The 22,247-nt window shown below is 68.8% G+C and carries 21 protein-coding genes; 13 read left to right on the top strand and 8 right to left on the bottom strand.

Going from position 1 to position 22,247, the window contains the following annotated elements:
• Positions 1-46: 46 nt before the first annotated feature.
• The 8 genes from ACFY3D_RS11105 (at position 47) to ACFY3D_RS11070 (ending at position 9,250) form a co-directional block, all read left to right on the top strand.
• Positions 47-337 (top strand): hypothetical protein, encoded by a 291-nt coding sequence (locus ACFY3D_RS11105; protein WP_389977770.1) that lies wholly within the window; start codon positions 47-49, stop codon positions 335-337.
• On the top strand, positions 334-1,266 hold the full coding sequence (locus ACFY3D_RS11100) for an oxidoreductase (RefSeq protein ID WP_389977766.1): 933 nt from the start codon (positions 334-336) through the stop codon (positions 1,264-1,266). Before ACFY3D_RS11105 ends, ACFY3D_RS11100 begins: the two co-directional genes overlap by 4 nt.
• Positions 1,267-1,447: 181 nt before the next feature.
• Positions 1,448-2,218: a GNAT family N-acetyltransferase gene (locus tag ACFY3D_RS11095; RefSeq protein ID WP_389977764.1), complete on the top strand. Its 771-nt coding sequence runs from the start codon at positions 1,448-1,450 to the stop codon at positions 2,216-2,218.
• A gap of 59 nt (positions 2,219-2,277) precedes the next feature.
• Entirely contained in the window at positions 2,278-3,078 is an 801-nt protein-coding gene (locus tag ACFY3D_RS11090) for an alpha/beta fold hydrolase (protein ID WP_389977761.1), read from the top strand.
• Positions 3,079-3,091: 13 nt separating this feature from the next.
• Positions 3,092-3,529 carry a GbsR/MarR family transcriptional regulator gene (locus ACFY3D_RS11085; RefSeq protein WP_389977758.1) on the top strand — a complete coding sequence of 146 codons (438 nt, stop codon included), beginning with the start codon at positions 3,092-3,094 and terminating at the stop codon, positions 3,527-3,529.
• 486 nt (positions 3,530-4,015) lie between these two features.
• Positions 4,016-7,348: a tetratricopeptide repeat protein gene (locus ACFY3D_RS11080; protein WP_389977755.1), complete on the top strand. Its 3,333-nt coding sequence runs from the start codon at positions 4,016-4,018 to the stop codon at positions 7,346-7,348.
• Between the two features lie 290 nt (positions 7,349-7,638).
• Positions 7,639-8,229, top strand: a complete 591-nt coding sequence (locus ACFY3D_RS11075) for a helix-turn-helix domain-containing protein (protein WP_389977752.1) — start codon at positions 7,639-7,641, stop codon at positions 8,227-8,229.
• 121 nt (positions 8,230-8,350) lie between these two features.
• Positions 8,351-9,250 carry a class I SAM-dependent methyltransferase gene (locus ACFY3D_RS11070; protein WP_389977749.1) on the top strand — a complete coding sequence of 300 codons (900 nt, stop codon included), beginning with the start codon at positions 8,351-8,353 and terminating at the stop codon, positions 9,248-9,250.
• Positions 9,251-9,339: 89 nt separating this feature from the next.
• Here ACFY3D_RS11070 and ACFY3D_RS11065 read toward each other — a convergent pair whose 3' ends face one another.
• Complete coding sequence (locus ACFY3D_RS11065) at positions 9,340-9,747, bottom strand: RidA family protein (RefSeq protein WP_389977746.1); 408 nt, start codon at positions 9,745-9,747, stop codon at positions 9,340-9,342.
• A 142-nt stretch (positions 9,748-9,889) separates the two neighbouring features.
• Between ACFY3D_RS11065 and ACFY3D_RS11060 the strand changes: the two genes are divergently transcribed.
• On the top strand, positions 9,890-10,270 hold the full coding sequence (locus tag ACFY3D_RS11060; protein WP_350941585.1) for a helix-turn-helix domain-containing protein: 381 nt from the start codon (positions 9,890-9,892) through the stop codon (positions 10,268-10,270).
• A gap of 124 nt (positions 10,271-10,394) precedes the next feature.
• Here ACFY3D_RS11060 and ACFY3D_RS11055 read toward each other — a convergent pair whose 3' ends face one another.
• Entirely contained in the window at positions 10,395-10,712 is a 318-nt protein-coding gene (locus ACFY3D_RS11055; RefSeq protein ID WP_350941587.1) for a hypothetical protein, read from the bottom strand.
• Positions 10,709-10,996 (bottom strand): hypothetical protein, encoded by a 288-nt coding sequence (locus ACFY3D_RS11050; RefSeq protein ID WP_389977741.1) that lies wholly within the window; start codon positions 10,994-10,996, stop codon positions 10,709-10,711. The genes ACFY3D_RS11055 and ACFY3D_RS11050 overlap by 4 nt, the downstream gene beginning before the upstream one ends.
• A 904-nt stretch (positions 10,997-11,900) precedes the next feature.
• Between ACFY3D_RS11050 and ACFY3D_RS11045 the strand changes: the two genes are divergently transcribed.
• The 3 genes from ACFY3D_RS11045 to ACFY3D_RS11035 all read left to right on the top strand — a co-directional run bounded on the left by ACFY3D_RS11045 (position 11,901) and on the right by ACFY3D_RS11035 (position 13,453).
• Positions 11,901-12,155 carry a GntR family transcriptional regulator gene (locus ACFY3D_RS11045; RefSeq protein WP_389977738.1) on the top strand — a complete coding sequence of 85 codons (255 nt, stop codon included), beginning with the start codon at positions 11,901-11,903 and terminating at the stop codon, positions 12,153-12,155.
• Between the two features lie 247 nt (positions 12,156-12,402).
• Positions 12,403-13,263, top strand: a complete 861-nt coding sequence (locus ACFY3D_RS11040) for a helix-turn-helix domain-containing protein (protein ID WP_389977734.1) — start codon at positions 12,403-12,405, stop codon at positions 13,261-13,263.
• The gene (locus tag ACFY3D_RS11035; RefSeq protein ID WP_389977731.1) at positions 13,250-13,453 is read left to right on the top strand and encodes a DUF397 domain-containing protein; all 204 of its coding nucleotides are present in this window, start codon (positions 13,250-13,252) and stop codon (positions 13,451-13,453) included. Before ACFY3D_RS11040 ends, ACFY3D_RS11035 begins: the two co-directional genes overlap by 14 nt.
• A 208-nt stretch (positions 13,454-13,661) precedes the next feature.
• Here the strand turns inward: ACFY3D_RS11035 and ACFY3D_RS11030 are convergent, their stop codons facing one another.
• The 4 genes from ACFY3D_RS11030 to ACFY3D_RS11015 all read right to left on the bottom strand — a co-directional run bounded on the left by ACFY3D_RS11030 (position 13,662) and on the right by ACFY3D_RS11015 (position 17,881).
• Positions 13,662-15,173 carry a flavin-containing monooxygenase gene (locus ACFY3D_RS11030; protein ID WP_389977728.1) on the bottom strand — a complete coding sequence of 504 codons (1,512 nt, stop codon included), beginning with the start codon at positions 15,171-15,173 and terminating at the stop codon, positions 13,662-13,664.
• A 126-nt stretch (positions 15,174-15,299) separates the two neighbouring features.
• Positions 15,300-16,082 (bottom strand): amino acid ABC transporter ATP-binding protein, encoded by a 783-nt coding sequence (locus ACFY3D_RS11025; protein ID WP_350941593.1) that lies wholly within the window; start codon positions 16,080-16,082, stop codon positions 15,300-15,302.
• 6 nt (positions 16,083-16,088) lie between these two features.
• Positions 16,089-17,018 (bottom strand): amino acid ABC transporter permease, encoded by a 930-nt coding sequence (locus tag ACFY3D_RS11020; protein ID WP_389977724.1) that lies wholly within the window; start codon positions 17,016-17,018, stop codon positions 16,089-16,091.
• Entirely contained in the window at positions 17,015-17,881 is an 867-nt protein-coding gene (locus ACFY3D_RS11015; RefSeq protein ID WP_389977721.1) for a transporter substrate-binding domain-containing protein, read from the bottom strand. Before ACFY3D_RS11015 ends, ACFY3D_RS11020 begins: the two co-directional genes overlap by 4 nt.
• A gap of 167 nt (positions 17,882-18,048) precedes the next feature.
• Here ACFY3D_RS11015 and ACFY3D_RS11010 point away from each other — a divergent pair, with 167 nt between their 5' ends.
• The gene (locus ACFY3D_RS11010) at positions 18,049-19,674 is read left to right on the top strand and encodes a PucR family transcriptional regulator (protein ID WP_389977718.1); all 1,626 of its coding nucleotides are present in this window, start codon (positions 18,049-18,051) and stop codon (positions 19,672-19,674) included.
• A 140-nt stretch (positions 19,675-19,814) separates the two neighbouring features.
• On the opposite strand, the gene ACFY3D_RS11005 is transcribed toward ACFY3D_RS11010, so the two are convergent.
• Positions 19,815-22,004 (bottom strand): transglycosylase domain-containing protein, encoded by a 2,190-nt coding sequence (locus tag ACFY3D_RS11005; protein WP_389977715.1) that lies wholly within the window; start codon positions 22,002-22,004, stop codon positions 19,815-19,817.
• Positions 22,005-22,247 lie beyond the last annotated feature (243 nt).

The raw sequence follows: 22,247 nt of genomic DNA, 5'->3' as shown, positions 1-22,247 counted from the left end.
CGACGACGGAGCCCTCGTTCCGGCCGCGTACACCGCGATCCGCCTGGTGAGCGCCCTGTATCCCAGTGACACGCCCTTTGATCCACCGGCCGGATGGTGGACGACTCCTTTTGGGCAGGCCGTGGCCCGGCGTGTCGGGCATCCCGCCGCCGTCGCGGTGCCCTCCTCGGCGGCGGCGGCCATGCTCGGCATCACGCGCCAGGGCGTTCACGACCTCGCCAGTCGCGGCAAGCTCGAACGCCATCCCGACGGCGGCATCACCACCGCCTCCATCCGTGCCCGGCTCGCCGGTCGAGCCACAGGCGCACCGCACCCAGCACGAAGGGACCACGCATGACCGTCGACCGTGCCACCACCGCTCCCGGAGGCTTGCTGCGCCTCGCCGGAGGGGTGGCCGTCAACCGGCTCGGCTACGGGGCGATGCAGTTGCCGGGCCCCGGCGTCTGGGGACTTCCAGAAGACCCCGCGACCGCCCTGGCCGTGCTGCGCCGAGCCGTCGAACTCGGCGTCAGGCACATCGACACCAGCGACTTCTATGGTCCGCACGTGGCCAACGACCTCATCCGCGAGGCGCTCCACCCCTACCCCGACGACCTCGTGATAGCCACCAAGGTCGGCGTCGTCAGAGACGAGTGGCGGTCCTGGAACGCCGCCGCCACACCGGCCGACCTGCGCGAACAGGTCGAGGAGAACCTGTCCCGGCTCGGCAGGGCCCGCCTCGACCTGGTCTATCTGCGAGTCGGCGGCGACGGCCTGTTCTTCCCCGACGAAACCCCCTTCGCCGACTCGTTCGGCACGCTCGCCGACCTGCGCCGGCGCGGTCTCATTCGGCATCTCGGACTCAGCGGGGTCACCGCCGCCCAGCTCGCCGAGGCCCGCGAGATCGCCCCCGTGGTCGCGGTGCAGAACCGGTTCCATCTCTTCGACCGGGGTGGCGAGGACGTCCTCGCCGCCTGCGAGGAGCACGGCATCGCCTTCGTTCCCTACTTCCCCCTCGCGGCGGGAATGCTCAGGCCGGGGCTGGACACCTCGCAGGCCCCACCGGGTATGGCGCCCACCGAGGAGCAGCAGCGGACGCTCGACGAGGTGGCCGACCGTCACGGCGCGACCCGCACGCAGGTGGCGCTCGCCTGGCTGCTGGCCCGCTCCCCGGTCATCCTCGCGATCCCCGGCACGGGCTCCGTGGCACACCTGGAGGAGAACGTCGCCGCGGCCGACCTGCGACTGACCGAGAGCGACATCGCCCGGTTGGACAAGCTCGCCTGACCGTCTTCCCAGCTCACCGGCCTGCGTTCACCAGCCTGCCGAGCGGCTCCGGAGACCTGTTCAGACCACGAAGGCGCCGGTATGTTCTGCTCGTGACCTCCTTCCCCACACCTGAAGGCGGGGTCTCCACGCTGAAAGGGACACGATGACGGTGCGGTCGTTGGGGTTTCGGAGCGATCTGATGTTGCTCAGGCTGCAGGGCGGCACCGTCGACCGGCGCGAGGGTTACCTGGTCGTCAGGACGCCCGCCAATCCGACCTATCACTGGGGAAACTTCATCCTGCTGGACGCCCCGCCGGCCCCTGGAACGGTGTTCTCGTGGGTGGAAACCTTCCGCCGCGAGTTTCCCGACACCGGCCACGTCGCCATCGGCGTCGACGGCGTCACCGGCGACGCGGGCGAGCCGGAGGAGCTCGCCGCGGCGAACCTCGATGCCGAGCGAAGCACCGTGATGACGGCCGGTGCGGTGCACCCGCCGCCGCGACCGAACCGTGAGGCTCACTTCCGCGTCCTGGACGGCGACGAGGACTGGGCCGCCGCGCTGGCACTGCAGGAGGCCACCAATCCGGGCACCGACGTCGAGGGATACCGGGTGTTCGCGCGGCGCAATCTGGCGGCGATGCGCCGACTGCAGGAACGCGGACGCGGCGCGTGGTTCGGAGCCTTCGTGAACGACCGCATGGTCTCCGGGCTCGGCCTGTTCACCGACGGCTCGGGCCTCGCGCGTTACCAGGCCGTCGACACCCACCCCGCCCATCGGAACCGCGGCCTTTCCGGAACCCTCGTGTACACGGCGGGCCGACACGCCCTGGAAAATCTGAACGCGCACACGCTCGTCATGGTGGCCGACCCGGCCTACGTCGCGATCCGCGTGTACCGCTCGGTGGGCTTCACCGACTCCGAGACCCAGGTCCAGTTGGAGCCGTCGGCGAGTGCTCCGGCGTCACCGTGACCTTCGCGAGCGCGATGGGCCGGTGCGCGCCCGCCAGGAATGTTCACTATATTTAGCAAATGGTGAATCTAACCTCGGTGCTCTCACTGCACGGTTGCGCTCTCCGCTATGCCGACAGCGGTGGTGACGGTGTGCCGCTGGTGTTCTCGCACGGCGCGGGGGCCGATCATGTGATGTTCGACGCCCAGCGCGAACACCTGCGTGCCCGGGGATACCGGGTGATCACCTGGGACATGCGCGGCCACGGCCGCTCTCGCCCGGCCGGGGCTCCGTTCACCGCCGAGCGGGCGATCGCGGACCTGTGCGCGCTCGTCGAGCACCTCGCGCTCGACCGCCCCGTACTCGTGGGACAGTCTCTCGGCGGCAACCTCGGCCAGGCCGTCGTCAGGCGGCGTCCGGGCCTCGCCCGAGCGTTGATCGTCATCGGCTCGACGTGGAACACCGCGCCGCTGTCCTGGAATGAGCGTCTGCTGCTGAAGGCGGCCGCGCCGAGCCTCTCGATGATCTCCGCCAAACGCCTTCCCGGCATGATGGCCGACGCCTCGGCGGCGACGGAGGAGGCGCGGGCGGACGCGCGGCGGGCGTTCTCCCAGCTGTCGAAGCAGGAGTTCGTCCAGGTGTGGCGGGCGACCGTCGAACTCCTCGACCCGGATCCCGGCTATCGCACGCCCGTACCTCTGTGCCTGATCCGCGGCGAACGGGACCGTACCGGCAACATCGCCTCGGCGATGCCCAGGTGGGCCAGGGCCGAGGGCGTCGAGGAGGTCGTCATCCTCGGCGCGGGCCATATCGCCAACCAGGACGACCCTCGTGCGGTGAACGTGGCGATCGAGGCGTTCTTGCGTAGGATCTCGGCATGAGGCGGGCACGGCGGTGAGCACGACCAGGCGTCGCGCGTTCATCACCTCGGTGGGTGACCTGCTGGCCTCGTGGAACCTCCCGCACGCGACCGGCCGCGTCTACGGACTGCTACTGGTGACCGAGGAGGCGATCTCCCTCGACGCGATCGCCGCCGAGCTCGAACTGAGCAAGGGAGCGGTGAGCACCGCGGTACGGCAGCTGGACTCCTGGGGGCTCGCGAAGGTGATCCCGCAGCCCGGCAGCCGCAGGCTCCTGGTCGAGGCCACGGGAGGGATCGAGTCGCTGCTGGAGGCGAGCCATTCGCGGGCCAGGACCCTGATCGCGGCACTACGCGACGGCGAGGCCCTGGTGAGCCCCGGGCCCGCGCAGGATCGGCTCAGGGACGTGATCGGGCTGTTCTCCGGCTATGTCGACGTCGGGAGCGAGCTGCTCGACAGATACCGCCGCTAGCACCGCTGGATCGCGGGCCCGGCTCACCGCAGAACGTCCGCCCTGGCCTGGACCGGGGATCACCGAAGAACATCTGGATTCGAACTCGTCGACGGACGTCCCCCTCGTCGAGGATCGGTCTCCGGCGACGAACATCCCTTTCGCCGGAGACCGATCCGGCGGCGGACGCCCGCACTCATCGGGGACGGATCCGGTGACGGACGTCTGCCCTCACCGCGGGAAAGACCGGGAGTAGCACACCAAACCCATAAATATCACCTGATCTTGCATTAAAAACGACTAAATACTCTTTATTGGCTCGGACAGCAGAAAGGAGCCTTTCCCGATCGACAACCCCGCCGATGCGCGCTCACGCTGCGGATTCATACATCACGAAATCGGGCTACTTCTTACGACAGAAGTATATTTGTCACCTTATTAGTGATGACTGCCGCCTTTCTCAACCTGTATGACGAGCGATGAAGTTGCGATGAGTGGCGGTGAAAGATGACGAACGGCGATGGAAACAACGGCCGGGTACGACGACGACCGCTCCCGATCACCCGCTCACAGGTCCCTCCCGGACCGCTGCGTGATCTCAGAGACCTGCTGTACGAGCTGTACATGGAAGCCGGGGCCCCCGCACTCGACGACATCGCCGGGGAGATCTCCCACGAACTCCCCGGCCCGGGTGCTCCCGAACGCGACACCGTCCGCCGGATACTGACCTCGGCGGAGATCCCCTCCGACCAGGCCGACCTGACGGCCGTCATCACCGTGCTGGCCCGTCTGGCCGGGCGGGACCCCGCCGTCGCCGCCGATCGGGGCCGCGAGCTGTGGAGGAGCGCCCGCCTGACCTCGGCGGCCGGGTCGCCGGGTCACCGAAGATCGTCGGCCGACCCGTTCTCGCTGGGGGTGCACCGGGCGATCGACGCGGGCGCGGAGGCCGTGGGAATGGGCGTCCTGCCCGTCTACGTGCCGCGCCCCCACGACGACCACCTCGCCGCCGTCGTACGACGGGCGGTGGCCGGGCGCAGTGCGGTCGCGATGCTGGTCGGCGACTCGTCGACCGGCAAGACCCGGGCCTGCCTGGAGGCGGTGCGGCTCCTGCCCGGTGGGTGGCGGCTGTGGCACCCGGCCGATCCCGTCCATCCGGAGGCGATCGCCGTGGCCCTGGCCTCCCTCCCGCCGCGGACCGTCGTGTGGCTCGACGAGTCGCAGTCCTACCTGCTCACCCCCGCGGGTGACCTGGGCGAGCGCGTCGCGGCCGGGCTGCGTGCCCTGGTGGACGACCCGGAGCGCGGCCCGGTGCTGGTTCTGGGCACCCTGTGGCCCGAATACTGGGCCGCCCTCACCGAGGTCCCCACCACGGGTGGCGCCCCCCGTGCCCAGGCACGGGCGCTGGTGACCGGCGCCGCCATCCACGTCCCCGACCGTTTCACCGGCTCCCACCTGGAGGCGGTGCACGGCGCGGCGCGCGGCGATCCGCGTCTGGAGCGCGCGTACGTCGGGGCCCGCGACGGCCGGATCACCCAGTACCTGACGGGCGTGCCCGGCATGGTCGAGCGCTATCGCAACGCGCCCGCCCCGGCCAGAGCCGTGATCGAGACCGCGATGGACGCCAGGCGGGTGGGAGCCGGCCCCGCCCTCTCCCACGCCCTCCTGAAGACCGCCGCGTTCGACTGCCTGACCGGCTACGAGTACGGCGCCCTGCCCCGGGACTGGTTCGAACGGGCCCTCGCCTACGCCTGCGGTGTCCACGGCCCCCTCACCCGCGTCGGCCCCCACCACGACGAGCCGTCCGCCTCCCGCCGCTACCGGCTCGCGAACCACCTGGAACAACTCGGTCGCGCCGAGCGTCGTACGCGTCCCGTCCCCGCCGCCCTGTGGGACGCGCTCGCCTTCCACGCCGCCCCCGAGGACCTGCCCCGCCTCGCGGCCCAGGCTCGGACTCGCGGCCTCTACCATCACGCCCTCCTGCTGTACGGTGCCGCCACCGCGGCCGGGGACCCCGACGCCCCACGACAGGCGATCGACCTGCTCGGAGAGACGGGACGCACCGAGGAGGCGCTCACCTGGCTGAGGTTCCACGGCGAGCAGGACGACGCGTGGGCACTCGGCCGGAGCGCCGCCGTCCTCGACGGGGCCGGTCACCGCGAGAGGGCGATCACCGCCTACCTGCGCGCCGCGGAAGCGGGAGACCCCGATGCCCCGAGGAAGGCGATCACCCTGCTCGTGGACGAGGGAAGGACCGGGGAGGCGATCGCCTGGCCGCGAGCCCACGGCTGGTTCGGCGACGTCGGCCTCCCCGTCTGGACGGCGGCCCTCCTCGACAGGGCGGGATATTACGAGGAGGCTCTCATCGCCTACCGGTACGCCGCGAAGCTGGGGAACGCCGACGCCCCGGAGTGGCTGGCGTCCCTGCTGTACAGGACGGGCCACGGACAGCAGGCGCTCGTCGCCTGCCGCCGCGCCGTGCGAACCGGTGACGGCCACGCCCTCAGGCAGGCCGTCGCCCTGCTGCGGGAGATGGGCCGGACCGAGGAGGCGATCACCTGGTTGCGGACCCGCGCAGAGGACGGCGACACCGACGCCCTCTGGGAGGCGGTCGAACTGCTGCGGGAGTCGGGACGGGCCAAGGAGGCGATCACCTGGCTGTACGCCCGCGCGGAGTCGGGCGACCGTCGCGCGATCTCCAAGACGGTCGATCTGCTCCAGGAGAACGGCCGGACCGTGGAGGCCCTCACCTGGCTGAACGCCCGCGCCGAGAACGGCGACACCTACTCCTACCGGCGATCGATCGGCCTCCTGCGGCGGACAGGACGGATCGAGGAGGCGATCGCCTGGCTGCGGACCCATGCCGAGCACGGCGACCGCCTCGCCCTCGAAGAGGCCGTCGACCTGCTGCGGGAGTCCGACCAGGCCGGGGAGGCGATCGCCTGGCTGAACGCCCGCGCGCAGGCCGGTGACCGCTTCGCGCTCGACCCGCTCTCCCGCCTGCTGGAGAAGGTGGGCAGGACCGAGGAGGCGATCGCCGCCTATCGGCGCGCCGTCGAGGCGGGAAACGACGGTTCACACTGGCCGATGGCCGTCCTGCTGCACCGGGAGGGCCGCCTGGAGGAGGCGCTGACCGCGTACCGGCGCGCCACCGAGACCGGGCACCCCGGCGACGGCTGGGGAATGGTCGAACTCCTTGAGGAGACGGGCCGTACCGAGGAGGCACTGGCCGCGTACCGGAACGCCGCCGAGGCGGGGAACCCCGACGCCGTCTGGCGGCTGGTCGAGTTGCTCCAGGAGAGTGGCCGTACCGAGGAGGCGATCACCTGGCTGCGGACCCGCGCCGAGCACGGCGACACCGACGCCCTGTGGAAGGCGGTCGAACTGCTCCAGGAGGCGGGCCGAGTCGAGGAGGCGATCGCCTGGCTGCGATCCCGCGCCGAGCACGGCGACACCGACGCCCTCGGCCGGTTCACCGCCCTGCTGTACCAGATGAACCGTTCCGAGGAGGCGATCGCCTGGCTCAGGACCCGCGCCGAGGACGGCGACCCTCGCGCTCTGGACCACGCGGTCGACCTGATGTACGAGGCGGGCCGGGCCGAGGAGGCGCTCACCTGGCTGAACGCCCGCGTCGAGGCGGGTGACGCCGGTGCGCTGACCTGGGTCGCCGTCCTGCTGCGCGAGACCGGCCGGCCGGAGAGAGCGGTCCTCGCCCACCTACGCGCCGCCGAGCTGGGCCTGCCCGGCGCCCTGCGCGCGGCGATCGACCTGCTGAGACGGCTGGGCCGCGTCGGCGAGGCCGAACGGCTCCGGAGGTACGGGATCACCCCCGGCAGGACGTGACCCCCACGGAAGAACACGCCACTGAGCGCCAACTGAGAAGCGTTGTTCGGATACCACTTCTCAGCTGGTCTCAGTGGCAGACCCGGCGAGACCGCCGTGGCGGCGTTGACCGGCTCAGCCGTGACGCGGCGGTTTCGAGGTCACGAAGTCGCGAATCCGGTCGGCGACGGCGGGATAGTCGTCGCCGGAACAGATGAAGTGGCTGCCTGCCCGGCTCTCGACGAACTCGGCGCCGGTCTTCCGCGCACGACGTCAACCCTGCCTTGCAGTATGGGCATACTATTTTGCCCATGATGCAAGAAATCGGAGACTTGGACAGCCTCGTCCGCAAACGCATCCGCGCCCTGCGCGTCGCACAGGGCTGGTCCCTGGAAGAGCTGGCCGGCCGCGCCAACCTCAGCCAGTCCTCACTGAGCCGCATCGAGAACGGGCAGCGACGCCTCGCCCTGGACCAGCTCGTCACCCTCGCCCGTGCTTTGGACACCACCCTCGACCAGCTCATCGAGAACGCGACCGACGACGTCGTGATCAGCCCGATCGTCGACGGCGCCCACGGCCGGCTGCGCTGGTCCGTGAAGAGCGACCCCGACATGAGCGTCATACGCCAGCGCATGACCGAGCCACCGCCCGACAACCTCTCCCGCATGCGCGCCCACCCCGGCCGGGAGTGGCTGGTCGTCCTCTCCGGCACCGCGATCCTCATGCTGGGCCACCGGCGTTTCCGCCTTGAGACCAACCAGGCCGCCGAGTTCCCGACCATGTTGCCGCACGCCATCGGCGCCGAAGGCGGGCCGTGTGAACTTCTGGGCATCTTCGACCGCGACGCCCGCCGAGGACACCAGCGCGACAACGACGGCGACACCTCCGAAAGCCGCCGATGACGGCGACAGGCACCCTCCGTGTACGGATACGCCTTGCGCATGGGGCACCGTCTCGCATCGATAACTTGCGTGTTCCGGGAGCCATCATGCTTTTGCAGCAAATCCGTCTTACGGTGACGGCATGACCCAAGCACACTCGCACGCCTCCCACGGTGCGCAGCACGACCACCACCGACACGACCACCACACGCAAGACGACCGTCACCGGCAGGACGACGCCGACCAGGCGGAGATCCTCGACCTGGACGCGGAAGTCCTCGCCGAGCACATCGCGTCCATCACCGCGTGGTTGCCGCTGAAGACCGGCCCGCGCCACATCGTGGACCTGGGCTGCGGCACGGGAACGGGCACCTTCGCCCTCCTCGACCGTTTCCCCGAAGCGCACGTCATCGCCGTCGACGCCTCACCCGAACACCTGCAGCGCCTGCGCAAGAAGGCATGTGCCCGGGACATGGACGACCGCGTACGCACCGTGCAGGCCGACCTCGACGCCGCCGACTGGCCCGACCTCGGTACGCCGGACCTGGTCTGGGCCTCGGCCTCGATGCATCACATGGCCGACCCCCGCCATGCCCTGCGCAACGTCCACGACATGCTCCCGTCCGGCGGTCTGTTCGCCGTCGTCGAGCTGGCCGGCTTTCCCCGGTTCCTGCCGGAAGACGCCCCCGAAGAGCGGCCCGGCCTGGAGGACCGCTGCCACGCCGCGACCGACCGCTTCCACGCCGAACACATGCCTCATCGGGGCGCCGACTGGGGACCGATGCTCACCGCCGCCGGGTTCACCCTCGACGGCGAGCGCACCGTCACCGTGAACATCGACGGCACCCACAGCGAAGCCGTCGGCCGCTACGCCCTGAGCACCCTTCGGCGCGTCCGCGGCGCCATCGCGGACACGCTCTCCGCCGAAGACCTCGCCGCACTCGACCGGCTGCTCGACACGAGCGGTCCCGACAGCATCCTGCGCCGCGACGACCTCTCGGTACGTACCGAACGCACCGTCTGGGCCGCACGCCGCACCTGACCCTCACCCCACCCGGATCGCCCGCGGAGCGGGGACGGGGTGTGGTCCGCGGGCGATGACACGGCGATCCGGACCCTGTCGCGCCGAACTCAGTCGATGATCGCGGTGGCCTCGACCTCGACGAGAAGGTCGGGTACGGCCAGCGCCGCGACACCCAGCAGCGTGGCCGGAGCGACCGGGGTGACCCCCAGCTTCGCGGCCGCCCGAGCGACCCCCTCCAGGAACAGCGGCATCTTGTCGGGGGTCCAGTCGACGACGTAGGCGGTCAGTTTCGCCACGTCCTCGAAGGACGCGCCGACCTCGGCCAGGGCCGTGCCGATGTTGAGGTAACACTGCTCGACCTGAGCCGCGAGGTCGTCTTCGCCGACCGTGACCCCACCGGCGTCCCAGGCGACCTGTCCGGCGACGAAGACCAGCTTCGTCCCGGTCACGATCGACACCTGCCGGTAGACATCGATCTCCGGCAGTCCGGCGGGGTTCACCAGGGTGATGGCCATGCTGCCCGCTCCCTCCTCAGGAGAGCCCTCGGGCCCGCTTCCGGCGACCCCGAACACTCTCGGTCTCTTGTAGTTACTTGGGAACCATAGGAGAGTGTCCACTGACATGGAAGAACGCACTTTTCAGTGACTGGGGAACCTTATGGTGACCAAGCAGTTCAGCGGCTCGGCCCAGGACGCGGACCTGACCCGCGCGGACTCCCTGGCGCGGGAGATCTTCTCGGACATCGCCAACAAGTGGGCACTCCTGATCATCGAGACCCTGGGGGACCGCACCCTGCGCTTCGGCGAGTTGCGGAACGAGATCGACGGCATCAGCCACAAGATGCTCACCCAGAACCTGCGCATGCTGGAGCGCAACGGCCTGGTCGAGCGGGAGGTGCACCCCACCGTGCCGCCACGGGTCGAGTACACCCTCATGGAGTCGGGCCAGGCGCTACGCAAGACGGTTGACGGCATGTGCGACTGGACCAGCCGATATCTCGGCCACATCGAGGACTCCCGCCGCCGCTTCGACGCGTAGCCCGAACCGGACACGGCCCCACCCCGCCACGCACCGCGCTTCACCGCACGCGGTACGTCTTCACCGGCACGGCGCCCCCGTCTTCCCCGGTCCGGGGAAGGGACGGGGCCGCCGTGCCCGTTCGTCAGAAGTGACCGATGGTGACCGAGGTGGAGGTCAGTGCCCAGCGATGCAGCACGGTCGTCTCGGCCTCGCGCATCTGTGCCTTCAGCCCTTCGACCGTACGGTCACAGATGATCAGCGGTTCGGGGGTGGGCCAGGTGGCGATGGCGTGGAAGAGGCGGCTGCCTGTGCCGTACAGGACGGACCAGCCGGGCCGGGTGATCTCCAGCATCGCGGCCTCGGCACGCGCCTCGTGGTCCCAGGTGTGGTGGGGCACAGGCAGGGCGGCCTGGCCGTCGCGGTGGCGTCCGCGAGAGCGGATGGGCCGTCGCCGGATCATGAGATCACCTGCCCGACGGCGCTCTCCGCGACCGGGGTCTCCGTGCCGGGGTCGACCTGGGTGTCGGCCTCCTGGGCGATGATCTCCTGCCGGTCGGTCTCGGCCCGCAGGGCCTCCAGACTGTCGGCGTCGACGGTGCGCTCGGCTCCGGCGTGGAACGCGGCCGGGGAGAAGGGCTGCTCACGGCTGGCCCACAACCGTCCGGCGTCGCTGAGGATGAGCCGCCAACCGGGAATGGTCGATTCCCGCCTCGGCTCGGGAGTGGTGGATTTACCATCGTTCATTGATTGGACCTCGATCCGGTCAAGGGCCCGTCTGTTCGTTGGTAGCGGTGGACGGGCCCGCTTCGTACGGTGGGCGAAGACGCGGAGGGGTGTGCCGTATGGGCCGGGTGGCCGGTACGGAGACGGGATGACCGCTACCCGGCGTGGGGCACAGGCGGCTGATCTCCGGGAACGAGCCGCGAGGCGACGTACGGCGCCGGACCGGGGCGGTCCGAGATGGATGAACCTGGACGGGAGCGCCGGGCGAAGACGACACGGTGACGATGCCGGCAAGAAAGGCAGGGCGGCCGGATCTTGCTCAGGGCGACGCCGAGCCGGTATCGGCGGAGCCGCTTCGACCGGGGACCGCTCGCCAGGGATCGGCGCCGCCCCCTCAACCAAGGCTCGCGCATCTGACAGCTGAGCAGGCACCGGCGTAATCGCCGTGACCTGGGACCGCTCGCCAGACCTCTGGGCGGGCACGACCGTGACCGCCTCGACAGGAACCACGCGCACAGGCGACTCGAAGCAGGACGGGGAACGGTCTCCGGTGCGGCGGACCCGAAGGCGAACATCCATCAGCGCGGCGGACGGCTGGGCGTACTCGTGGTCGGCGACCTGACCTGGACAACCGTGCGCGTAGGGAGCGTGCCCGCAGGTGGCACACCCCATCGGCATCGGCGGCACCTCGGCGAAACAACCGCAGTCGTGCACCGTGGTCCGGTCGGGAACCGCAGCATTAGGGGTGCTCACGGGGCGGGAGTCCCTTCCTGATCGAGGACCCGTCATGGTGTTCCGACTCCGGGCGGGCCCGCTTTAACGGTCTTGGGACGGATACCGAGCCTCCATGCCCTCCCCGTATATGTACTCGTCCATGCTCGTACTCACATGAGTGGCCATGAGCATGTCCGTCTATCGTCTCTTCATGATCGAGTTTGAGCGCGATCGGCCGATATGGATCCAGGTCGCGGAGACCCTCACTGAGAGGATCGAGAGCGGCCAGTACCCGCCGCGCCATCTGATCCCCTCCGAGGTGCAGATGGTGCAGGAGTTCGGCATCGCCCGGGGCACGGCCAGGAAGGTGGTCGCTTACCTCCGAGAACAGGGGGTGATCTACACCGTCCCGCAGATCGGCTCGTTCGTCAGCCCAGCGAAGACACCCGCCGACGAGAAGGACTGAGCCCACCGTCGCGACTTTCTCGAACAGGTGGAACCCTTGTACAAATCGGCCCACAAGTGTCATGGGGTCCTCACTGTGAGTTAACGAACCAGGCCGCAATCAACCAGCGCAGGTTGCGGCGCCGGTCGGACACCCTTGCCTTCATCACTCTTAGTATCTGTCTGACTCCTTGCAGTGTGGCGTGCAACTTACATGACCACAAGCGCCTTCTAGGAATTTGCTCGGCGCACGACGACAGTGATCAGGCATGCTGGTCGGCATGGCTTCCGCGAGTCCTACCGTCCGGCACCGCCGCCTCGGCCGTGAGCTGCGAAGACTTCGCGAGAGAGCGGAACTCACACTGGAGGAGGTGTCCACTCCGCTCCGCTGGTCCACGGCCAAGCTGAGCCGCATCGAGAACGCCCGAACCATGCCCAGCAGCACGGACATCGCTGATCTTTGCGATCTGTACGCCGTGGACCCCTCGGCGAAGGCAGGGCTGATCCAACTCGGCCAGGATGCCGGTCAACGTGGCTGGTGGACCGCCTACAGCGACGTGTTCGCCGGCGCCTACGTCGGCCTGGAATCCGAGGCCATAACCATCCGCACCTGGGAACCACTGCTGGTGCCGGGCCTCCTGCAGAACGAGGACTACGCGCGTGAACTTATCCGCACGTCACGTCCCGGACTGGCCGTCACAGAGTTGGAGCGGTATGTGGCAGCTCGGATGGCACGCAAAATCAGCCTTCTCAGCTCAAAGGCGCCCTCGCTGCACGTACTCATGGACGAATGCGCGCTGCGTCGCCCTGTCGGCTCGCCCGCCATCATGGCCCGCCAACTTGGAGACATCCTCCAGGTCACGGACTGGCCCAATATCACCGTTCAGATTCTTCCGCTTCAGATCGGTGCGCACTGTGGCCTGGAGGGCGCTTTCTCTCTGCTGGGGTTCGATGCCGAAGATCCAGAGGTGGGCTACACCGGCTGCCCAGGCGGAGACGTCTATGTAGAGGCGACAGATCAGGTGGAGAACCTTAAGCTGACGTTCGAGCGTCTTGCTGGTGCGTGCTTGTCCCCCGAGGAGTCTGCGGCGTTCATTGCTGCGATAAGGAGTGACCATGCCCCCCTCTGACCTGACCAGTGCCGCATGGCGTAAAAGCAGCTACAGCGGCGGAAGCAGCGACAACTGCGTGGAAGTAGCCATGAACCTGCCGGGCCTCGTCGCCGTACGCGACAGCAAGGACCCGTCCGGTCCGATGCTCACCTTCTCCCCGACAGCCTGGAACGACTTCCTGACGGGCATCCGCAGCGGAGAGATCTGACCCGTCCACGAACGCCGCACAGCGGAACGCGTTCAGACGTAACCGGACGGGGAACCGGTCAGCGGGCTCGGACGGTGTCCCCGACGAGCATGCGGGGAACGTCGTCCGGGGTGCGTCTGTGTATCGCGACGGCCCGATGGGCCGCGGAGGCCGTTCGGTTCTTCTCACGGCCGGGACGTCGCCCTCCCAGGATCCGCGGGACAGGCCATCACGGCACGGAGAGGTGCCGGTTGTCCGGTGACGCCGACGCGCTGGGGGCGCGGAAGAACCGCGCGGAGCGGGCGTGCAGGGTCCGGGTGAGCAGCCAGTAGACCGAGGCGCCGTCCGGCCACTGGGTGACCACCCGGCCGCTCGCCGAGCGGAAGTAGTTCGGTGCCTGGGCGAACGAGCTGGCGTCCAGGCGACGCTTCAGCCAGCGGTTCAGCCGTCTGACCGCCTCCGGCCTGACCTCGACCGCGCTGGCACCGCGGCGGCGCATCTCCCGCAGGGAGCGCACCACGAACTTCGCCTGCTGCTCGAAGTTGAACACCGGGGCGTAGTAGTTGGTGTTGGGGCCGTACATCATGAAGAGGTTCGGCATCTCGTCCACCATGATGCCGAGGAACGCCATGGGGTCGTCGCCCCACTTCTCCTTCAGGTCACGGCCCGCGCGCCCGTGGACCTCCAGGCCGCAGAGGAACTCGGCCGCGCGGAATCCCGTCGCGGTGATCACGACGTCGAGTTCGTGCTCCTGGCCGGTGGCGTCGACCACGCCGGTCTCGGTCACTCGTTCCACGGCGTGCGGAACGAGGGTGACGTCGTCACGCAGCAGGGTCGGATAGAAGGTGGAGCTGTGGATCGCCCGTTTGCCCAGGTAGGCCGAGGTCGGTGTCAGAGCCGCCCTGAGGTCGGGGTGGTCGGCGAAGACCTCTGCGAGGTAGTCCTGGCAGATCTTGACCGCCCGGGTGTCGACGGTCCCGCCGGGCCGGATGATCCTGCCGCCGAGCCACTTGCGTTCCAGCTGCAGGAACAACCGCCACCGGATGAGTCGCCGCGTCACCGGGTGACGCCGTCGAGCGCGTTCCTTCTCGGTGAACGGGAGCGAGACCTTCGGGTCCACCCATGCGGGCTGACGCTGGAACACCGTCAGATGCCTGGCTCGGCCGCCGAGCTCCGCGACGATCTGGGCGGACGTCGAACCGGTGCCGACTACTCCCACCCGGCGTCCGTCGAGCGTCACGTCGGAGCGCCACCGCGCCGTGTGGAAGATGTCGCCGGTGAACAGCTCGCGGCCCGGCCAGGCGGGCTCGTTCGGGACGTTCAGGAGTCCGACGGCGGTCACCACGGCCGTGAAACGCAGCACCTCACCGGTGTCGAGGTGCACGGCCCACCTCTGACCGTCCTCCTCCCAGACCAGCCGCCGGACGGTGGTGCCGAACCGGAAGTGGGCCCTGAGCCCGAACCGGTCGGCCACGTGCTCAAGGTAGGACTGCAGTTCCGCCTGGCCGGGGTAGGAGCGTGACCAGTCGTACGGGGCGAACGAGAACGAGTACATCGGGGCCGGAGTGTCGACCTCGGCACCGGGGAAACGATTGACGCGCCAGGTGCCGCCCGGCCCGTCCTCGGTCTCGAACACGGTGAACGAGTACCCGTTCCGCTTCAGTTGGTGGGCCGCCGCGAGTCCGGCGAACCCGCCACCGATCACGGCCACAGAGGGCATGGCTCCGCCCGTCGATGGCATGACTGCCTCTCTCTGTCGAGCTCGTGCCTGGGCACGATGATGTCTGTCGGGCTCGTGCCTGGGCACGATGATGCTGTCGAGCTCGTGCCTGCGCACGACGATGTGCGGCGCCCACGGGCGCCGGGGCTAGAGGACCTTGCTGAGGAAGTCGCGGGTGCTCGGATGCTCGGCCTCGCCGGACAGCCGGCTGGACGGGCCTTCCTCGACGATGCGGCCGTCCTCCATGAACACGAACCGGTCGCAGACCTCGCGGGCGAACCCGATCTCGTGGGTGACGATGATGGTGGTCATCCCGTCGAGCACGAGTTCGCGGATGACCTGCAGCACCTCGTTGACCATCTCTGGATCGAGCGCCGAGGTCGGCTCGTCGAAGAGCAGCACCTGCGGCTTCATCGCGAGGGCACGGGCGATCGCGACGCGTTGCTGCTGGCCGCCGGAGAGCTGGGCCGGATAGGCGTCCGCCTTCTCGGCCAGGCCGACCCTGGCGAGCAGTTCGCGCGCCTGGCGGCGCGCGTCCGCCCCCGGGCGTCGTAGCACCCGGGTGGGCGCTTCGATGACGTTCTCCAACACGGTCTTGTGCGAGAACAGGTTGAACTGCTGGAACACCATGCCGAGGCGTCGGCGCTGCCTCGCCTCCCGTCGCGCCGACAGCCGGTGGATCTTGCCGCCGCGTTCCTCGTAGCCGAGCAGCTCACCGTCGAGCATGATCACCCCCGAGTCGGTGCGTTCGAGCAGGTTGAGACAGCGCAGAAAGGTGCTCTTGCCGCTGCCGGAGCGTCCGAGCAGGCAGACCGTCTCCCCCTGGTGGACGTCCAGCGACACGTCGTGCAGGACCGTGTGCCGGCCGAAGGACTTGCGGACGTTCAGTGCGCTGATCAGCGGTGTCGTCATGACCTGGCTCTCACTCATCCCGGTTCACCCGGTGCGGCGCGTCGTGGCGGTGCTGCGGCCGAGCGTGCGCTCCAGGTGGTACTGGGCGACCGACAGCAGGCTGACGAGGATCATGTACCAGATGGTCGCCACCATGAGCAGCGGGACGACCTCGAACGTACGGTTGTAGATCTGCTGGACGCTGTAGAGCAGGTCCGAGACCGAGATGAAGGCGACGAGGGAGGTGGCCTTCAGCAGGTTGATGAGGTCGTTGCTCACCGGCGGCACCGCGATCTTCATCGCCTGGGGGAAGACGATGCGACGGAACGTGTCCAGCGGCGTCATGCCCAGGGCGAGCGCCGCCTCGCGCTGCCCCTGGGGAACCGCGAGCAGTGACGATCGGATGATCTCCGAGGTGTAGGCGGCCTGCTGAAGGCCGAAGGCCAGCACGGCCGACCAGTAGGCGGTCATGAGGTTGCGTGTGTCCAGCGCGAACAGGTCGCCGCCGAAGGGGTTGGGGAGGCTGAACGTCGGATAGATCAACGAGACGTTGAACCACAGGATGAGCAGGACCAGCAGCGGGATGGATCGGAAGAACCAGACGTACGTCCCGCTGACGGCGCGCAGGACGGGGTTCGCCGAGAGCCGCATGTTCGCGATGACCACCGACACCACGAGGGCGAGCCCCATCGACAGGGCGGTCAGCGTGATGGTGTTGACCAGGCCGTTCATGACCTGCTCGGAGAAGAAGTAGTCGGCCACCGTGCCCCACTCGAAGGCGGGGTTGCGGGCGACGCTGATCGCGAGGCCGACGACGGCGGCCACCATCAGTACCGCGAAGGTCAGCCGACCGAGGTGGAGCGGACGTCCGTGGGGAAGCCGTGAGATCGATTCCATCCGCCGGCGCCAGTCCTCCGGCGTCCCGTCCTTTCCCGCCTGTTCCGAGGGGGACCCGGCCGTGCTGACCTCACTCATGCGTGCGGCTCTGGGTTGATCACGGAAGCCTTGATCGACATGTTCTCGGTACCGTACTTGGCGAGGATCTTGGCGTAGGTACCGTTCTTGATCAGCGCTTCGGTGGCCTGTTGCAGCTTGGCCGCCATGCCGTCGCCCTTCATCGAGGCGAACCCGATGTCGATCGCCTGATAGATCGGTCCGGTGATCTTCCACACGCCGGGCTCGGTGCGAGTCTGGTAGCCCAGGCCGCTGGAGGTGGCCGTGGAGGCGTCGGTCCTGCCGCTCTTGACGGCGAGGTCGGCGGTCGCCTGGTCGGCGAAGGTCTGCACGTCGACGGGCTTCTTCCCGGCGGCCTCGCACTTCTTGGACTGATCCTTAAGTGTCGACACCGGGCTCGAACCCGCGGTCACCGCGACGGAGACGCCGCACAGGTCGTCGAGTGAGTCGCCGATGGTGATGCCGTCGGCCTTGACGCGGAAGCCGTAGCTCTCGACGAGGGTGGTGGCGAAGTCGAACTTCTTCAGCCGTTCCGCCGTGACGTCGGCGCCCGGCACCCAGGCGTAGGCGCCGCGCTGCAGGCCCAGGAGCGAGTTCTCGAACGACGCCTGCTCGTTCTTGACGGTCACCCCCATCTCCTCGCCGAGCGCGGTGGACAGGTCGGGCAGGAGTCCGACGAGTTTGCCGCCGTCGTCGAGGAAGCTGTACGGCGGGACACCGACCTGCTGAGGGATGACGTAGACCTGCGACTCGGAGGTACCGGAGGTAGGAGCGGAGGCGGACACGGATTCCGTCGAGGAACCGCCGCACGCCGAGAGGACGGTGGTGCCGAGCACGCCTACGGCGACAACGCCGAGGGCGCGTCGGATGCGAACCAACGCCATGTTGGTCCTCCTGGTTTCTGGGAGTTTCGGTTGGTCGACCGTTGGGGGTGCTGTCACCTTAAAACGACGAACTGTTCACAAGCTTTGTGGGGATGTATATATTTTTGTCCTGTTTGATAGATAGTTGGACAAGTAGATCACGCCCATGTCACAGAGTGCGGGGTCCTGTGAAATCTGTGTATCCGCGCTGGTCATCCACCCTGGCCGAACTCATCGACGTCGTACGCGACCCCTTCGTGTCGGTGGTCCACGCCCCCGGCGGCCTGGACGTTCCCATCGGCGGCTGCGTCACCCTCGACGTGTCCGACGGCACGACCCCGCCCGATGACCACGAAATGGACGGCGCCGTCGTCCTGCTCCTCGGCGTCCGCGGCCGTGACGCGGTCGAGGCCGCCGTCGATCTCGCCCGCCACCGGCCCGCCGCGCTCGTCGTGAAGCTCAAGGACGCCGACCCGCGGTCGCTGCGCGAACTCCCGGTCCCGATCATCGGGATCATCGACCGGACGCCGTGGTGGCGCCTGGTCACCATGGTCGAACGCTTCGTCCGGGAATCCGATGGATACGAGCGACTGGCGCGGAGGACCGGTCCCGCGCTCGGCGAGCACAACGACCTCTTCGGACTGGCCAAGGCGCTCGGCATGATGACCGGCACGCTGATCTCCATCGAGGACGTGCAGGGACGGGTGCTCGCCTTCTCCCCCTACAGCGACCAGGCCGACGACATCCGGCGTCTCACCATCCTCGGGCGCGAACCCCCGGCGGAACACATGGCGGAACTGCAGGCCATGCGGGTCTACGACCGGCTACGGCGTCCTCGTGCCACGGTGACGCTGAACGAGAAGGACGGGTTCCGGCGCAGGCTCGGGGTCGGCATGCACGATCCGCGGTCCGGCGAGTACCTCGGCACCATCTGGATGCAGGAGACGAACCGGCCCTTCTCCCAACAGACCGAGGAGCACCTCGTCGCGGCCTCGATCTTCGCCGCGCGACTCGTCGGCCAGAGCCGTCTCATCCACACCATGGGCACCGAGTTCGTCCAGCGCATGCTCGCCCCCGGCTCCCAACGCGACGAGACCGGGTTCGTGCGGCAGTTGAGCCTCGACGCTCCCCGGGAGTTCGCCGTGGTCGCCTTCGAGGCGGTCGGTGACGCCGACGCGCGCCAGTGGCTGTCCTCCACCGAGGCGGTGACGATGCTGACGGTGCACGCCCACTCCGTCCGTGACGAGTCGATGGTCGCCCCGGTCGGACTCCGCCTGTACGCCGTCCTCCCCGGCCAGGTCGAGGTGGACCGCTACCTGAAGTGGGCCCGCCGCACCCTGGTGGCGTTCGAGCGGCACCGGGGAGCCACCTTCCGTGCGGCGATCGCCTCGTCCCTGTCGGTGCCGACCGTGGCCGCGGCCCGCGCGGAGGCCGACCGCGTGTGCGAGACCGTCGCCCACACACCCGACCGGCCGGTGATCAGTCTCGACGGCCAGCGCACGGCGGTGTTGCTGTCGGAGGCGCTCACGACACTGGGGGAGACGGATCTGCTGGCCGACGACCGGTTCCTTCGCCTGGTCAAATACGACCGGAGCCACGGCAGCAGTCTCATCGACACCGTCGCCGCCTACCTCGGCGCGCTCGGCGACGTGGGCGCCACGGCGCGTTCACTGCTCGTGCATCCCAACACCGTTCGCTATCGCGTGGCACGGCTGGAGCAGGTGGGCGGCTACCGCCTCGACGACCCCGACGACAGGGTGGTGCTCGACCTGCAACTGCGTCTGTGGCGCCGTGAAGGGCCCGGCACCGCCTGATCGACGCGCTCCCGGGGGCGGGACGAAGGGCCCGGCACTACGCTCCGAGCGGGGCCGGGACGAGGAGCCTGGCACCGCCTGATCGACGCGCTCCGAGCGGGGTCGGGACGGCCGCCCCGCCCCCGCTCTGCCGTCGGCCGTTACTCGCCCTGGCCGATGGGAACCTGCACCTCATCGCCGCCGCCGTCGGGGCCGTCGGCGTTGTTGTCGGGGCCGTCGTTGTTCGACGGGGGCGGCGCGGGCTGGCAGCTCTGGCCACATCCGCCGAACCGCTCCGTGTTGAGCGGGGTGAAGGACGTCGGCTCGACGTTCTTCAGCGCCGCCAGCATCGTCTCCTTCCAGATCGGGCCCGAGATGCTGGCGCCGACGACCGAGCCGTAGTAGCGGCCACCGATCGTGACGCCGTTCAGCTTGTACTTCTGCGAGCCTCGCGGGTCACCGATGCTGACCGCGCCGGCCAGGTCGGGGGTGAACCCGGCGAACCACGCGGTGGCGTAACTGTCGGTGGTGCCGGTCTTGCCCGCCGCATCGCGGCCGATGCCGCCGACGCCCCGCATCGTCCCCTTGGTGAACACGCCGGACAGCACGTGGGCCGCCGCGTCGGCGACCTCGGGGTCGAGAGCCTGGCGGCACTTGGGCTTGTAGTCGGTGACCTTGCCGTTCCTGTCGGTGATCCGGGTGATCGCCATCGGCGCGCAGTACTTGCCGCGCGCGCCGATCGCGGCGTACGCGTTGGCCACGGTCACCGGGTCCATCTCGTTGGTGCCGAGCGTGAACGTCGAGTACTCAAGGAGCTTGAGGCCGTCGGAGCGGTGGATGCCCAGCGACTTCGCGGTCTTGATCGTCTCGCAGAGCCCGACGCGCTGCTCCAACTCCATGAAGAACGTGTTCACCGAGCCCCAGGTGCCGGTCTGCAGGGTCTTCCAGCCGGGGGCGCCCTCGTCGTTGGTGACGGTGTGGCTCGGGTCGCCGATGTTCTCGCCCTTGCAGTTCTTGAACGCCGAGTAGCCGGAGGCGCGGAAACCGGCACCCGCGCTGAAGCCGTCGTTCACCTTCATGCCCTGCTTCAGCGCGGTGAGCAGCGTGAACGTCTTGAAGGTCGAGCCCGCCTGGAAGCCGACGCCGCCACCGTGCGCGGCGTCCGCGACGAGGTTGTAGGACATCTCGTTCTTGGCCTTGCTCCGGCCGTACTTCCTGCTGGCCGCCATGGCCTTGATCGCCCCGGTGCCCGGCTGGACCAGCGCCTCGGCCGCCACCGGGTTGTCGGAGGGGAAGACCAACTTCCTGATCGCCTTGTCCGCCGCCGCCTGCATGGACGGGTCGAGCGTGGTCCTGATCGTCAGGCCGCCGCGGTTGAGGAACTGTCCCCTGGCCTTGGCCGTCTTGCCGAAGTCGGGATTGTTCAGGACCTCGTTGCGCGCGTAGATGCAGAAGTACGGGTAGTCGCTGGACTCGCAGCCGCCCGGAAGCTTCGTCCCCTTGTAGCCGAGCTTCGCCTTCTTCGCCTTCTGCGCCTCTTCCGGGGTGATCTTGCCCAGCTCGGCCATCCGGTCGAGCACGACGTTGCGCCGGTGCAGCAACCGCTCGCGATACTGCTTGCCCCGGTTGGGGTCGGTGGCGTTGGGATCCTGCACGGCGCCGGCCAGCGTCGCCGCCTGCGGCAGGGTGAGCTTCTCGGCCTTGACGCCGAAGAACCGCTTCGCCGCCGCCTCCACGCCGTAGGCGCTCGCGCCGAAGTAGGCGATGTTCAGATACTTCTCCAGGATCTCGTCCTTGGAGTACTTCTCCTCCACCGCCATCGCGTAGCGCAGCTCGTTGAGCTTGCGCGCGTAGCTGGCCTCCAGCGCCTTGTTCTTCTCCTCGTCGGTGGCCGCGGAGTTGAGCAGGACCTGCTTGACGTACTGCTGGGTGATGCTGGAGCCGCCCTGGCTCACCCCGCCCGCGTGCAGGTTCTTGGCGAACGCGCGGATCGTGCCCTCAAGGTCGATCGCCCCGTGCTGGTAGAAGCGGTAGTCCTCGATCGAGATGATCGCGGTCTTCATGATCTCGGCGACCTGGTCGAGCTTGACGACCTCGCGATACTCCTCGTAGAACCGCGCGATCTCGTTGCCCTTGGCGTCCTGCACGATCGAGACCTCCGCCGGCGGAGGTTCTTTGAGATCCTCGGGCCTGAGGTTCAGCTCGTTGGTCGCCGAGACGATGCCGAGGCCCGCGCCTCCCACCGCCGGTAGTGCGATCCCCGCGACCAGCAGACCCGCCGCCGCCGCGATGGCGGCGAGACGCCCGACACTGGACGCGACCCCTGACTGTCCTTCACCCCGTTCAGACATAAGCCATAGATTATGGGATTTTCCAGGTGCTCCTCGCCGTAATCCGCGATACCCGATCCCCCTCACGGCGGTGATTCCCGGTCACCACGGCACGGTTTTCCGCCGGGTTCGCACCACGACCGCAGGGCCGAGGTGCGCGAGGTGCTGTTTCGCACATCAGGATGAGCTGTACACGGATGGTGGTAAATGCCATGATCACGCCTCATGGACACCGACGCCCTCCGAGAGACGATCGGGGCCGTC

This window comes from Streptosporangium sp. NPDC000509 (genome assembly GCF_042898365.1).
In the GTDB taxonomy this organism is placed as follows: Bacteria; Actinomycetota; Actinomycetes; order Streptosporangiales; family Streptosporangiaceae; genus Streptosporangium.
This window is presented reverse-complemented; position numbering and strand designations above follow the sequence as displayed.